Origin of the sequence: Microbacterium sp. Se63.02b, assembly GCF_014171575.1 — a bacterium.
Taxonomy (GTDB): domain Bacteria; phylum Actinomycetota; class Actinomycetes; order Actinomycetales; family Microbacteriaceae; genus Microbacterium.
The window spans coordinates 3324330-3337658 of record NZ_CP050453.1; the positions used below are offsets into that span (position 1 = coordinate 3324330).

The 13329-nt window shown below is 66.4% G+C and carries 12 protein-coding genes and 1 pseudogene; 3 read left to right on the forward strand and 10 right to left on the reverse strand.

Annotation, left to right across the window (positions count from 1 at the left end; all coding sequences use genetic code 11):
• Positions 1-73: 73 nt before the first annotated feature.
• The 5 genes from G4G29_RS16575 to G4G29_RS16595 form a co-directional block, all read right to left on the reverse strand.
• Complete coding sequence (locus tag G4G29_RS16575) at positions 74-1156, reverse strand: glycoside hydrolase family 76 protein (protein ID WP_183150860.1); 1083 nt, start codon at positions 1154-1156, stop codon at positions 74-76.
• Positions 1157-1251: 95 nt separating this feature from the next.
• Positions 1252-2499: an ABC transporter substrate-binding protein gene (locus tag G4G29_RS16580; RefSeq protein ID WP_183150861.1), complete on the reverse strand. Its 1248-nt coding sequence runs from the start codon at positions 2497-2499 to the stop codon at positions 1252-1254.
• Between the two features lie 82 nt (positions 2500-2581).
• The gene (locus G4G29_RS16585) at positions 2582-3535 is read right to left on the reverse strand and encodes a carbohydrate ABC transporter permease (RefSeq protein WP_210274186.1); all 954 of its coding nucleotides are present in this window, start codon (positions 3533-3535) and stop codon (positions 2582-2584) included.
• Positions 3535-4386, reverse strand: a complete 852-nt coding sequence (locus tag G4G29_RS16590) for a sugar ABC transporter permease (RefSeq protein ID WP_183150862.1) — start codon at positions 4384-4386, stop codon at positions 3535-3537. Before G4G29_RS16590 ends, G4G29_RS16585 begins: the two co-directional genes overlap by 1 nt.
• Positions 4387-4496: 110 nt before the next feature.
• The gene (locus tag G4G29_RS16595) at positions 4497-5822 is read right to left on the reverse strand and encodes a glycoside hydrolase family 125 protein (RefSeq protein ID WP_183150863.1); all 1326 of its coding nucleotides are present in this window, start codon (positions 5820-5822) and stop codon (positions 4497-4499) included.
• A gap of 195 nt (positions 5823-6017) precedes the next feature.
• Here G4G29_RS16595 and G4G29_RS16600 point away from each other — a divergent pair, with 195 nt between their 5' ends.
• Positions 6018-7535 (forward strand): glycoside hydrolase family 76 protein, encoded by a 1518-nt coding sequence (locus G4G29_RS16600; protein WP_183150864.1) that lies wholly within the window; start codon positions 6018-6020, stop codon positions 7533-7535.
• A 21-nt stretch (positions 7536-7556) separates the two neighbouring features.
• Here G4G29_RS16600 and G4G29_RS16605 read toward each other — a convergent pair.
• From G4G29_RS16605 to G4G29_RS16625, 5 genes and pseudogenes are all read right to left on the reverse strand, one after another.
• Positions 7557-8587 (reverse strand): annotated as a pseudogene (locus G4G29_RS16605) (alkene reductase).
• 95 nt (positions 8588-8682) lie between these two features.
• Positions 8683-9180, reverse strand: coding sequence for a MarR family transcriptional regulator (locus G4G29_RS16610; RefSeq protein WP_183150865.1), 498 nt, complete (start codon positions 9178-9180; stop codon positions 8683-8685).
• A gap of 54 nt (positions 9181-9234) precedes the next feature.
• Positions 9235-9690 (reverse strand): MarR family transcriptional regulator, encoded by a 456-nt coding sequence (locus G4G29_RS16615; RefSeq protein ID WP_183150866.1) that lies wholly within the window; start codon positions 9688-9690, stop codon positions 9235-9237.
• Between the two features lies 1 nt (position 9691).
• On the reverse strand, positions 9692-11407 hold the full coding sequence (locus tag G4G29_RS16620; RefSeq protein ID WP_244632125.1) for an MDR family MFS transporter: 1716 nt from the start codon (positions 11405-11407) through the stop codon (positions 9692-9694).
• 139 nt (positions 11408-11546) lie between these two features.
• Positions 11547-11822, reverse strand: a complete 276-nt coding sequence (locus G4G29_RS16625; RefSeq protein WP_183150868.1) for a helix-turn-helix transcriptional regulator — start codon at positions 11820-11822, stop codon at positions 11547-11549.
• A gap of 291 nt (positions 11823-12113) precedes the next feature.
• Here G4G29_RS16625 and G4G29_RS16630 point away from each other — a divergent pair, with 291 nt between their 5' ends.
• Together G4G29_RS16630 and G4G29_RS16635 are read left to right on the forward strand one after the other, a co-directional pair.
• The gene (locus G4G29_RS16630) at positions 12114-12584 is read left to right on the forward strand and encodes a hypothetical protein (protein WP_210274187.1); all 471 of its coding nucleotides are present in this window, start codon (positions 12114-12116) and stop codon (positions 12582-12584) included.
• A gap of 30 nt (positions 12585-12614) precedes the next feature.
• On the forward strand, positions 12615-13196 hold the full coding sequence (locus G4G29_RS16635; RefSeq protein ID WP_183150870.1) for a hypothetical protein: 582 nt from the start codon (positions 12615-12617) through the stop codon (positions 13194-13196).
• Positions 13197-13329: the final 133 nt, after the last annotated feature.

Consider the following 13329-nt stretch of genomic DNA (forward strand, 5'->3'; position numbering starts at 1 on the left):
TGCTGCGAGTGCAGCGCGACGGGCATCGACGAGACGACAGGGGACTATTCGGCGGTGCGAGCCGCCCCGACCGTCACCGCATCGGCTCCCTCGGCACGAGCTTCGAGCCGGGCACGTTGCTCGACGGCGAAGATCGCGCTGAGCGCCGTGGAGTACGGGATCCACTCCGCCGGCGCCTCCGACCAGTCATTGCCCGGACGCAGCAGGCCGTCGACCTGCCCGTTCGCCCACAGGACGTCGGTGCTCGCCCGCAAGAAGCTCTCCAGCAGCACGCGCTCGTCCTCGAAGCCGTCCTCACCCGCCAGCACGGCGAGGAGCTCACCGAGGTAGCGGTAGTAGACGCCCTTGAACAGCCCTTCGTCGCCACCGTCGCCCTCGTCGCGGAACACCGTACCGTCGCTGAGCTCCCGCACGGCGGTGACCGCGGTCTGCACCGCCCGTTCGAGGTAGCGGCGCTCCCCGTCGCGGCATACAGTTCGACGGCGGCGCCGACGTAGAGCCCCTGGTTGTACGTGAACCGCCACTGCGCGTCGACGGCTCCGTCGTCGTTCCGGTTGATCCCGTCCTCGACGAATCCGTCGTCGCCGACGAGGTTCGTCGTCAGCCAGTCGAACGCGGTCCGCGCATACGTCAGGGAATCGCGAGAAGCATCCACGCGGCTGAGCCGCACTCCGAGGATGGCCAGCGGCCCGTTCGCGGGGGTGTTCTTGTACGCGAGCTGCTGCTTGCGCCACGCGAGGCTCCAGCCGAGGGTCTCGTTCCATCCCTCGGCGACGACATGGTCCCAGATCGCGATGGCCTCATCGAGGTACCGCTGCTCCCCTGTCGCCGCATGCATCCGCTCCAGCGCGAGCGCGAACCAGAGCATGTCGTCGAAGTAGTCGTTGAAGAGCTGGCCGCCGTTGCGTTCGATGATGTTCGCTCTGGCGCGGTCTGCCTCCGCGAGCCAGGCACGGTCGGCGGTGCGCGCCCACGCATCGACTCGCGCATCGATCACGTGAGCGAGCCACCAGTAGTTGAACACCTCGGTGTTCCCGCGATCGTGCGGGTGGCTGTTGGCGAGGTACTGCGTGCCCGCCACCCCGAAGAAGTGGTCGAGGCTGCGCTGGGCGACGTCCGCATGTGCGGACCAGGTCTGCGCGGGAGTGCTGGTCATGATTCCTTTTCCTGTGTCGCGGAGGCGACGTGCGGGTGGTCGGGCGACGAGCCGCGAGGTCGCCGCCCGACCGGGTGGAGCGGGCGGATGCCGGCCTAGCGGTTCTTCGCGAGGATCTGATCTCCCTGGGTCTGAGCGTCCGACAGCGCCTGCTTCGCGGAGATCTCACCGGAGAGGAAGCGCTCGAGCGCCGGCACGAGGGCCTTGCCCTCGACATCCGAGAAGCCCTGGACGTTCGGGCGGGCCTGGGCGTAGTTCATCGTCTCGATGAACGCCGCGTAATGCTCGTCCTCAGTGAAGTACGGGTCGTTCGCGGCATCGATGTTGGCGGGGATCCAGCCCGAGATCTCACCGAATGCGACGCCGTTCTCGGCCTCGGTCGTCCACCACTTCATGAACTCCCACGCACCTTCGGCGTTCTTCGCACCCTCGGGGATGACGAGCCCGAAGCCACCCGTGTAGGCACCGGTGTCACCATCCGGGCCCGCGGGAGGCTGGGCGACGCCGTAGGTGAGTCCGTCCACCTTGTCGAGAGTCGACAGCGCCCACGGCCCGTCGAGCTTCATGGCGGTGCGTCCCTCGGCGAAGGCGTCGCCGGTGTCGCCGAAGCCCTGCTCGTAGACCCCCGCGTCGAGCAGACTCTGCCAGAAGTCGAGCACCTCGAGCCCCTCGGGGCTGTTGAACGCGGTCTTCGTCTCGTCGTCGTTCAACAGCTCTCCGCCCGCCTGGGCGAGATACATGCTGAACAGACCGGGATCGCTGAGGTCGAAGCCTGCTTGGGTGAGCTTGCCGCCGTCGCGCACGGTGAGGGCCTCAGCCGCGGTGCGCAGCTCATCCCAGTTCGTCGGAGCGGTCACCCCTGCGCCATCGAGGAGCGACTGGTTGTAGATCAGAGAACGGTTGTCCACGAGGAGGGGCAGGCCGTACAGCTTGCCGTCGACCTCCATCTCGCCGAGCGCCGGCTCGTAGAAGACACCGGTGTCGATGTCGTCTTCCTTCACGAACTCGTCGATCGTCGCGAGTGCGCCCTTCGGCGCATAGAGCGAGGTCTGATAGCGGTCCCAGAGCACCACATCCGGCACCTGCCCGCCGGCCAGCGCGGTGAGCAGCTTCTCCTCGACCAGCTCCTGCGGTACATAGCTGACCTCGTACTCGTCCTGCGAATCATTGAATCGCGCGGCCTGCTCTTCGAGCTGCTTCACCTGGTCGCCGGACCAGGACCCCCACATGACGACGGGTTCGGGGCCGTCGCCCGCGCCGGTGTCGCCGGCCGAGCAGCCGGCCACGGTCACCGCCAGTGTCGCCGCGCCCAGCAGGGCGAGGGCTCGCAGATGCTTCTTCATCGAAATCTCCTTGGTGGTTCGGATGGTGTTCGGGTGTGCTGAGGGAAAGTGCGGACAGGGATGCGGGTGCGACCGACGAGAGCTACTTCGTCCCCACGTGCGCGACGCCCTCGATGATGTAGCGCTGGGCGAAGAGGAAGACGAGGAGCACGGGGAGGCTCGCGACGACCGTGCCGGCCATGAGAGGGCCGAAGGCGGTCTCGTAGTTGTTCACGAACGATGCGAGTCCGACCTGGACGGTCATCATGTCCTGGCTGTTGAGCACGATGAGAGGCCAGAGGAAGTTGTTCCAACCGGCCTGGAAGCTGATGATGCCGAGCACCGCGAGCCCCGCCTTCGCCAGGGGGAAGTAGATGATCGCGAAGATCCGGAACTCGCTCGCGCCGTCGATCCGCGCGGCCTCTCCGAGTTCATCGGGCAGCGTCTCGAAGAACTGCTTCATGAAGAACACGGCGAACGCGCCGGCGGCTCCGGGGATGATGACGGCCCAGTAGGTGTTGATGAGCCCGAGTCCGCCCTGGCCGAAGACGTCGTTGCCGCCGGCGAACGGGATCGAACGCAGGATCAGGAACGACGGGATCATGGTGATGATCCCGGGGATCATGAGCGACGAGAGGAAGACGGCGAACACCGCCGCGCGGCCGCGGAACCGCAGCTTGGCGAGGGCGTATCCGCCGAGAGCTCCGAAGAAGATGTTCGTCGCCGCTCCGCCGACGCCGAGCACGAGGGAGTTCACGAAATAGCGCCCGAACGGCACCTCCTCGAACACCTGGAGGTAGTTCTCGATCGTCGGGTTCGCGGGAATGAGGTTCAGAGCGCCGGAGAGGATCTCGGTGGCCGGCTTCAGCGATGTCGAGATGGTCCACACGAGCGGGGCGACCGTGACGATGCTGATCAGCACCACACCGACGTACCAGCCGATCGTGCCGAGGCGTTGCCGGGGTGTCTTGCGTCGGGTCGTCGGGATCGGACGCATGGCGGTGCTCGCCGCGAGCGCCGTCTCCAGTGCCCGACCGCCGTTGAGCGTATTGGTCATCAGACGCCCTTCCTGTTCGTGAGCTTCGCGTTGAGCAGGGAGAACACGAGGATGATGAGGAAGAGCACGAACGAGAGGGCGGATGCGTAGCCCATCTCGAGGGCCCCGAAGCCCTTGTTGTAGATGTAGTAGACCATCGTGACGGTCGAGTTCCCCGGGCCGCCCTTCGTCAGGACGTACGCCTGGTCGAACACCTGGAAGGCCCCGATGATGAGCAGCGTCGACACGAGGAACGTCGTGCGGGTGAGCGATGGCAGCGTCACGTATCGGAACTGCTGCCAGGAGTTCGCGCCGTCGAGCCGCGCCGCCTCGTAGAGCTCGCCGGGTACGCTCTGCAGTCCCCCGAGGAAGATGATCATGTTCGCGCCGAAACCTGCCCAGACGCTCATCATGACGATCGCGATCATCGCCCACTGCGATTCGTAGAGCCACGCCGGGCCGTCGATGCCGAACCAGCCGAGGACCACGTTCAGGAGTCCGTTCTGCGGGTTCAGCATCCAGAACCAGATGGTGGCGGTCGCGACGGTCGACGCGACCACCGGGATGTAGAAGAGCGTGCGGAAGAGGCGGACCGCGCGGTGCCGTCGGTTGAGGAGCATCGCCGTGCCCAAGGCCACGACGAGCCCTGCCGGCACGTAGAGGACCGTGTAATAGGCGGTGTTCCGCAGAGCGATCCAGAAGAACGGGTCGACGGCGATCTCGGCGTAGTTCTCCAGGCCGAGCCATTCGAAGTCGCCGACGATCGCATAGTCGGTGAAGCTCAGCACCAGGGCCATCACGATCGGCAGCGCCATGAACACGAGGAACAGGACGCCGGGCACGAGGAGGAACAGCCAGGCGTTCCGCGTCATCTGCCTCGCGGACGGGTTGCCTCCTCTGCGGCGGCGAGGCTCTGCCGCCTCGGTCGGCTGCGTCGGGGACGCTCCCGGTGCGGGCCGCGGCGGTGTCGCGGTCGGCGCGCTCATGCCGGTCGCGCTTCCGTGAGCGGGCGACGCACCACGGTGCGAAGCCCTGCCACATCGAGCACGAGTTCGCAGAACATCGCGTTTGCCCAGGAGAACCAGGGCCGCGTGTAGACCTCGGGGTCGGTGGCGAGGAACGACTCGTGCATCAGACCGGTGCCGGCATCCGTCTCGAGCAGCAGACGGATGATGCGCTCCTTCTCGTCACGGTCTCCGGTCGTGAGTCCTTCCACGCACAGCGCGATCGGCCAGATGTGGCCGTCCGGCGTGTGCGGGCTGCCGATGCCCCGCGCGATGGTGCCCGACGCGAGCGCACCGGAAACGTAGGTGGGATTCGCCGGGCTCAGCAGGAAGCCGCGCGTGGCGAGGTAGAGCGGGTCGTCTGTCCCGCACCAGCCCAGAAGAGGCAGGGAGAGCAGGCTGGGCACGTTCGCGTCGTCGGTGAGGAGCATCTCGCCGCGGCCGTCGATCTCGTAGGCGTAGATGTCGCCGTGCCCCGCGACAGCGGTCACCGCGTGCTCCGCGATGCCGCGCTCGATCTCGGCGCGGAGGTCACGTGCGCTCCCTGCGAGGTCGCCGTCGTCGAGGACCTCCCTCGCGATGACCTCGATGTGGGAGAGCTCGACGACCGCGAACATGTTTCCCGGCACGTTGTACCCGTGCGTGCAGGCGTCGTCGCTCGGACGGAAGGCCGACCACGTGAGACCCGTCGGTACGGTGGCTGCTCCGAGCCCGTCACGAACGAGGGTGTCACTGGGCGGGCAGTCGAATCGCTGGAACCGGTAGCGGGAGCGGGCGTCGTGGTCCTGCTCCGTGCGCCAGAGCGCGATGATGCGACGAGCGGCATCCGCGAACGCCGCCCCGAGATGGTCGGTCCGTCCGGTCGCGCTCCAGAGGTCGTGAGCCAGCTGCACCGGGTAGCAGAGCGAGTCGACCTCATACTTGCGCTCCCATACCCAGGGCGACTGCTCGGTCAGGTCGGACTGGTGTCCGGCGCCGTTCGGCTCCGCGTTGAAGGCGTTGGCGTACGGGTCGAGACGGATGTACTCGATCTGGCGACGGGACACGGCGGCGATCATGTCGGAGATGCCCGAATCCTCGGCCGCGAAGTGCAGATACGGCGCGAGCTGAGCCGTCGAATCCCGCAGCCACATGGCCGGGATGTCACCGGTGAGCATGAAGAGCGTGCCATCCGGCATCTCCGTCAGTGTCGTCCCCAGAGTGTTCGCGAAGCAGCGAGCGAAGACGTCGGCGATCGCCGGATCCACTCGGTCCTCGACGCGCTCGACGACGGACTGGACGAAGGCCGAATGGGTGTGAGCCACGGTGCTCCTCGGTAGATGTCAGGACTCGCCCAGCACTGGACGACACGGCCGAGTATAGGACGAAAATCGGAATCCGTCTATTAAAAGCTATAAATATGTAGATTGCGGAGTCGGCAACGCCGGAAGGCTTGCGCACCCGCCAGGACAGGGATAGCTTGACCGCATTCAATATGTTTATTCCTGGAGGAGATTTCAATGAAGAGACCCACCATCCTCGCCGGAGCTGCGCTGCTCGTCGGCGCTCTCCTGGTGCCCCAGCCGGCCCAGGCGCTCACCGCGCCGCAGGCCGACGACGCGTTCAGCGACTTCGTCGATGTCTACTGGGACGACAGCGCGAACTACTTCTTCACCTACAGCGATCACCAGATCCATCCCGAGCATGCACACGGACCGCAGGGCGGGCTCTACACCGACTACTGGTGGGAGGCGCAGCTCTGGGAGATGGTGATGGACGTTTATGAGCGCACGGGCAGCGCCGAGTCGCGGCAGATGATCGACGACGTCTACGACGGCTTCCAGACGCAGTACCCCGATTTCCGGGACAACGATTGGAACGATGACATCGGCTGGTGGGCCCGGGGAGCCATCCGGGCCTTCGAGCTGACGGGCGACGTCGAGTACCGCGACGACGCGATCGAGATGTTCGACTTCATCGCCCAATACGCCGACACCACGTACGGCGGAGGCATCTGGTGGAAGAACGTCGACATCGGCGACGGCGACCGCAACGAGAAGAACGTCGCGACGAATGCGACCGCCGTCTACACCGCCATGAGGATCTACGCCGCCACCGGCGATGTCGCCTACAAGACGACGGCCCAGAGCCTGTTCAGCTGGCTCGACGCGAACTTCTACGTGAACGGCAAGCTCCGTGACCACATCGAGGGCACGGGGCAGTTCGTCGACTGGGACTGGACCTACAACCAGGGCAACTACGCCGGGGCCGCACTCGAGATGTACCTCGACTCCGGCGACCCGACGCAGTTGGCGCGGGCTGTCGCCGCCGTGGACTGGGCGGTCGACAACCTGACCTCGTCAGGCACGTTCCTGCGCGAGGGCGTGGACGACACCGGCGGATTCAAGGCGATCCTCACGCGCAACATCCGCGCCCTCATCGACGAGGGCGGTCAGACCCAGTACGAACAGGTGCTCACCGACAATGCGACGCAGGCGGCGAACCACCTGAACAGCGCGGGCATCGGAGCCTACGACTGGACCGCCCCCGCACCGGAGCTGAGCGCCTCGGCCACGCAGAGCCTCGCGGCGGCCGCGAGCGTCGCCATCATGCATCAGGCCGCACCCGACGGCTACACCGGTCCCGTCGAGGGCACGCGCACGTACGAAGCCGAGAACGCCGAGCGTTCCGGGGTGATCTCGGAGAGCAGCCAGAGCGGGTACAGCGCCCGTGGTTACATCGGAGGGTGGATCGGCGACGGCTCCGGCGTCACCTTCCACGCGAACGTCGTCGATCCCGGCACCTATGAGCTCCGGTTCCACTACACGGCGGCTGCCGGGAACGCGGTCAGAGCGCTGACGGTCAACGGGACTTCGATCTCGGTCGCCTTCCCCGGAACATCGAGCTGGGGAGACTGGCAGACGAAGACGGTCAGCGTCCCGCTCGTCTCCGGATACAACCGGATCGACCTTCGGATGGATGCCGGCAGCGGCAGCACGAACTACGTCAACCTGGATCGGATGATCCTGGCGAACTGACGGTGCCGCGTGGGCGGCCGATCACACGCCGGCGCGCACGCCCTCCAGCGCGGGGTAGTCGGTGTACCCCTCCGGGGTGCGACCGTAGAACAGTTCGGGCCGCGGTGCGTTGAGCTCCGCGTCTTCGCGCCAGCGCTCGACCAGGTCGGGGTTCGCGATCACGGGACGCCCTGCGGCGACGGCATCCGCCCACCCGTCGGCGACGAGCGCCTCGGCCGCCTCCCGGGTCGTGTCGACGGCGAAGCCGGTGTTCGCGATGAGGGGTGCGCCTGCGGTACGGCGGATGTGCTGGATGAGCTCGCCCGTCGGGTCGATGTGGAGCACGTCGATGAAGGCGAGACCGAGGGGTGCGAGCCCCTCGGCGACAGCGGTGTACGTCGCCAGGACATCCGCGTCGTCCTGCTCCAGGACACCCTGGATGTCGTGCTGTGGCGAGAGACGGATGCCGGTGCGGTCGGCGCCGACGGCAGCCGCCACGGCCGCGGCGACCTCGATCGCGAAGCGGGCGCGGTTCTCGGGCGATCCGCCGTAGCGGTCGTCACGGACGTTCGACACGGGCGACAGGAACTCGTGGACGAGGTACCCGTTCGCCCCGTGCACCTCGACGCCGTCGAAACCCGCGGCGATCGCGTTGCGTGCGGCCTGCGCGAACTGCTCGACCACCACGGGGATCTCGTCGAGGGTGAGCGCATGGGCCACGGGAAGATCGGCCTTGCCCACCGGCGTGTGCGTCTGCCCCGGAGCGGCGAGAGCACTGGGCGCGACGACCCGCGGCTCCCCGAGATCTCCGGATGCCCGACTCGACCGCCGTGCATGAGCTGCATCACGATCGTTCCACCCGCGGCATGGACCGCGTCGGCGACCGGACGCCATCCGTCGATCTGCGCGGCCGTGACGATGCCCGGCTGGCCCGCGTACGACTTGCCCTCCGCTGCCGGCCAGGTGCCCTCGGAGATGATGAGGCCCTGCTCTGCGCGCTGCCGGTAGTACTCCGCCATCGTCGCGGTGGGCACGCCGTCATCGTCCGCACGCGTGCGGGTGAGCGGCGCCATCACGACGCGGTTGGACAGCTGCAGGGCGCCGAAGACGGCCGGTTCGTAGAGACTCACAGTGGGAGGTAAGCCGCGCGCAGCCCCTCGTATTCCCCTCAGTTGCCCCCGAGGGCGGCGAGCAGGTCGGCGAAGTGGTCGAGGTCGGCGGCCGTCCATCGGCGGAGCCGCTCCCCGATGCGTCCCTCATACTGCGAGCGGGCAAGGGCGACGCGCTCCTGAGCGAGATCAGTCGCCACCAGCACTCGCGCGCGCCGATCATCGGGGTCCTGCACGCTCTCGACGAGTCCCAGCTGTTCGAGCTGACGCACCTGGCGGCTCACCGCCGACTTGTCGGTCTGCAGGCGCTCGATGATCGCTCCGGCGGATGTCGCCTTGCCGCTCGCGATCGATGTCAGCACCTGGTAGCCGAGCGGCTGCAGGTCGGGGTGCACGGTCGCTGCCGCCTCGCGCCAGCTCACCCGGATCCGTGCGAAGAGCCGCCCCAGTTCGTGCTCGACCCTGGTGACGGCCTGGTCGAGGTCCGCGTCTCCCAGCCGGTCGGCATCGACGGCGGATGCGGGGGTCTCGGCAGGGGCGTCGGAGGAGGCGCTCATGCTCGCCAGTGTACGGCGAAGCCCCGCTGTCGATCGTGACAGCGGGGCTTCGGCTCAGACCTCGGAGAGCAACCGGAAGACCTTGGAGGCCGCGTGGATCTCCTCGGCGGTCAGCTCGTCGATCACGGCCTGCAGCCGGGTGCCGTACTCTCGGCGCACTTCGGCGAGCGCGGTGCAGGCGTGCGGGGTGGCCGTCAGAACCCGAAGCCGACCGTCACGTTCGTCGGGCCGGGACTCGAGCAGCTCCAGTTCCTCGAGCATCCGCACCTGGCGGCTGATGACCGACTTGTCCATCTCGAACCGCTCCGCCAGTTCGTGGGCGTTGGCGGTGCCGGCACGGGCGATGAAGGTCAGCAGCTTGTAACCGGCGACCTGCAGGTCGGGGTGCACGCGCGCCGCCGACTCTCTCCAGAGCGACCTGGTCCTCGCGAAGATGAGGTTCAGGTCGGCCTGGAGATCACCGAGCGCACTGTCGACATCCGTCGAGGCGACCGCTCCCGGGGGCAGCATGTCAGCGGTCCTGGTCCCGATCTTCGCGCTCGAGCACACGCACCGAACCCGTCGTGGGCGATGCGCCCGCGGCAGTCTCGATGCGGATTGCGCCCGTCGAGAGCGACGCTCCGACCTCGGCCTCGGAGACCTCGATCACCGACTCCTCGGCCTGCTCGAGCATCTGCTCGGCGGCGTTCTTCGTCGACAGCGGCTTGTTCTTGATGAACGCGATCGCGATGATGGCGATCACGGCGAGCGGGATGGCGATGATGAACGCGTCGGCGATGCCGTGGCCGTATGCGCCTTCCACAATCGCGCGGATCGTGTCGGGCAGCTGTCCGACCTTGGGGACGTCACCCGAGGCGAGGTGCTTCAGCGCCTCGACCTCGTCAGGCGTCGTCGGCGTGAAGCCGTCGAGCGCATCCGTGATGTAGTTCGCGACGCTCGTTGACAGCAGCGACCCCATCACGGTGACGCCGATGGTGCCGGCGATCGTGCGGAAGAAGTTCACGTTCGACGAGGCCGCACCCAGCTGCTGCGGCGCGGTGTCGTTCTGCACGATGAGCGTCAGGTTCTGCATGACCATGCCGAGTCCGGCGCCGAGGACGAACATGTAGACCGCGACGAGCGGGAACGGGGTGTCGTAGCGCAGGGTGGCCATCAGGCTGACGCCGACGGTCGCGAGGACAGAGCCGGTCAGCATCCAGCCCTTCCACTTGCCGAAGCGGCTGACGAGCTGGCCGATGATGATCGACGCACCCATCTGGCCGATGATCATCGGGATGGTCATGAGGCCGGACTCGGTGGGCGTGGCGCCACGGGCCAGCTGGAAGTACTGCGCGAGGAACACCGAGGTGGCGAACATCGAGACGCCGATGGCGATCGAGGCGATGACCGACAGCGTGAAGGTGCGGTTGCGGAACAGCGACATCGGGACGATCGGTTCCTTGACGAAGAACTCGACTGTGATGAACGCGGCGATCGCGACACCGGCGGTGACGATGAGCATGATGCTCGTCGAGGAGTCCCAGTCGAACTGGTTGCCGCCCATGGAGACCCAGATCAGCAGCGTCGAGACGCCGACGGCGAGCAGCACGATGCCGAAGTAGTCGATCGACACCTTGCTGTCGCGCTGGGGCTTCGGCAGGTGCAGGGTGAACTGCAGCAGCACGAGCGCGAGGATCGCGAACGGGACGCCGACGAAGAAGTTGGAGCGCCAGCCCCACACGTCGGTGAGGAGTCCGCCGAGCAGCGGGCCGCCGATGGTGCCGAGGGCCATGATGCCGCCGACGACGCCCATGTACTTGCCGCGCTCGCGCGGCGAGATGATGAGGGCCACCGCGATCATGACCAGCGACATCAGACCGCCGACGCCGATGCCCTGGATGACACGGACCGCGATGAGCATGTTCGTGTCGGTCGAGAAGCCGGCGATCACCGTGCCGACGGTGAAGAGGATGAGGGAGATCTGGACGAGGACCTTGCGGTCGACCAGGTCGGCGAGCTTGCCCCAGATGGGGGTGGAGACGGCGGTCGCCAGAAGGCTCGCGGTGATGACCCAGGTGTACTGGGACTGGGTGCCGCCGAGGTCGGCGATGATGACCGGCATCGAGGTGGACACGACCGTGCCCGAGAGCACGGCGACGAACATGCCGACGACGAGGCCGGAGATCGCGGTGAAGACCTCGCGGGCCGAGCGCGTCGTCTCGGGAATTGCGGATGGGGTGTTTGTCACGGGGTTGACGCTCCTGCGTAGAAAGTTGATCGAGGTCAACCATACTCCGATAGTTGCGAAAGCGCAACTATCGGATTTGTCCCTCTCCCCGGCCATACACGAGCCACTGCAAGCGTTCCTTCCCGCTCCTCGTCATCGCTCATCCGGCTTCCCCGTCCAAGGGTCGCTCGGTGCTGTCGATGCCCTTGAGCGCGTCGAGGAGCGCTTCGTCGAGGTCGAGTGTGTGGAGGACTCGCATGAGGGTGCTGAGCTTTGGATCCGGGATGTGGGTGGGGTCAGGAGTGGCTTGCTCGAGGCACCGGTATGTCGGAATGGAGCAGTCGATCTTCTCCGCCATCTCTTCCTGGGAGAATCCGCCGGCGTTCCGAAATGCTCGTAATTGCTCGGCGACCAGCGCCAGAACGCGCGATGGCATCAGCGGCCTCCCCCGTGTTGCACGACCAAGAGAGAGCGCATGATTTCATGCGCTCCTCAGGAAGTCCAGAAGCTGCGTCTTCTGGACTTCCTCGAATGAGGACGAAGGATGAAGACATGTTGCTACGAGTCGCAGCTTTGGAGAGCATTCGCGCCGGCCGAGTGCTGTCTTGTCGGAGACGATGGGTTGAAGGGGCCCGCAGTCCCCTCCGGCACGACGAATGGACCTGACATGCAACGGCAACCGGCAAACCCGAGCGACCTTCTCGCCCAGCGGAATGAGCAGGAGGCGATGATGTATGACGCTGATGCTCGTATCTACGAGCTCGCGACGCCGGCCTGGCCCGCACGGCTTCTCGATTTCCCGCTCCACGTCCCTGTCTCCTATGTGTGGACAGGTTTCTGGAGCACCCCAGATGGTCAGCGCGCACCCGGCCGGCCTGCGGTCACGATCGCGACAGCGAACCGCTCCGGTACCGCAATGCTCCTCGAGCGTCTTGGTCTTGCCCACCCCCTGACAGTCTCGACAGGTCACACCGTGCGCTTCCTCGGGCGCCCCACGGTGCGCGAGGAAATCTTCAATAGCGACGGCACCGGTGATGCGCTGGCAGTGTTCGAGGACGAAGACACCACAGTGGCCGTCGTTGCTCGTTCCCTCACTGCCCTGCCACCCCAGATCACGGTCCGACCTATGGGTGACCGCGATGGGCTCGTGGAGGAATGGAAAGCACTGTGGGGTCCATACCCCACAGCTAAGAAGTGAGGACTGTGCTCCTCACGAGAAGGAGGAACGATGAAGATCCACAAGTCAGCTGTCAGTGCCGCAGGAGCGACACTGTTCGCATTGGCTCTCTGGGTGCCGACGGCAGCGCAGGCAACCACCACTGGCCCCATCGACGTGGTCGACGAGACCGAATCGCCGGTGACGCTCGCTCCCATGACGATCGACTGCGAGACGTTCAGTGAGAGCGATCGACAACGAGCGATCAGCGAGGGCATCAACCTGTGCGGGGCACTGTCAGGTGATGGCTCGACAAACGCCGAGAAAGCACAGACCGTGGGAGACTGCGGCGTCTCATCAATCTACGTCGACCGGAACTCGGGCGGAAACCTGCGGATCTCCTACGGCCTGCACTCCACCGCAGGTCCGATCATCGCCCGTTCAGTCACCGCAACCTGGGGACCATTTGACACCGGATCAAACTACGACCTAGGCCCTGTCGGGCAAGAAAGCTACTCCAACTCCCTCACCGGCGCCTCAGTCCCTCGCGGCGCCATAGGCGGCGGCACCCTCCGCGGTAGCGTCACCATCGCAGGGTGGACCTTCACCTGCGACATCGTCGCCGACGACCCCGTCCACCCACTCAACCCCTGACCGGGGATGTGTTGAGACAGGAGCGCGCCCCACGCCTGGCCGTATTGCGGGTGCGAGGCGCATTCTCATGATCGAACACCTGGATCCCGATTCGCGTCAGCACGGGTCGGATCACGATAGCCACGCTCCTCTA

Excerpts from the sequence above, each read along its gene's own strand:
- G4G29_RS16575 (WP_183150860.1), bottom strand. The coding sequence starts at position 1,156 with ATGACCAGCACTCCCGCGCAGACCTGGTCCGCACATGCGGACGTCGCC.
- G4G29_RS16580 (WP_183150861.1), bottom strand. The coding sequence starts at position 2,499 with ATGAAGAAGCATCTGCGAGCCCTCGCCCTGCTGGGCGCGGCGACACTG.
- G4G29_RS16585 (WP_210274186.1), bottom strand. The coding sequence starts at position 3,535 with ATGACCAATACGCTCAACGGCGGTCGGGCACTGGAGACGGCGCTCGCG.
- G4G29_RS16590 (WP_183150862.1), bottom strand. The coding sequence starts at position 4,386 with ATGACGCGGAACGCCTGGCTGTTCCTCCTCGTGCCCGGCGTCCTGTTC.
- G4G29_RS16600 (WP_183150864.1), top strand. The coding sequence starts at position 6,018 with ATGAAGAGACCCACCATCCTCGCCGGAGCTGCGCTGCTCGTCGGCGCT.
- G4G29_RS16610 (WP_183150865.1), bottom strand. The coding sequence starts at position 9,180 with ATGAGCGCCTCCTCCGACGCCCCTGCCGAGACCCCCGCATCCGCCGTC.
- G4G29_RS16615 (WP_183150866.1), bottom strand. The coding sequence starts at position 9,690 with ATGCTGCCCCCGGGAGCGGTCGCCTCGACGGATGTCGACAGTGCGCTC.
- G4G29_RS16625 (WP_183150868.1), bottom strand. The coding sequence starts at position 11,822 with ATGCCATCGCGCGTTCTGGCGCTGGTCGCCGAGCAATTACGAGCATTT.
- G4G29_RS16630 (WP_210274187.1), top strand. The coding sequence starts at position 12,114 with ATGATGTATGACGCTGATGCTCGTATCTACGAGCTCGCGACGCCGGCC.
- G4G29_RS16635 (WP_183150870.1), top strand. The coding sequence starts at position 12,615 with ATGAAGATCCACAAGTCAGCTGTCAGTGCCGCAGGAGCGACACTGTTC.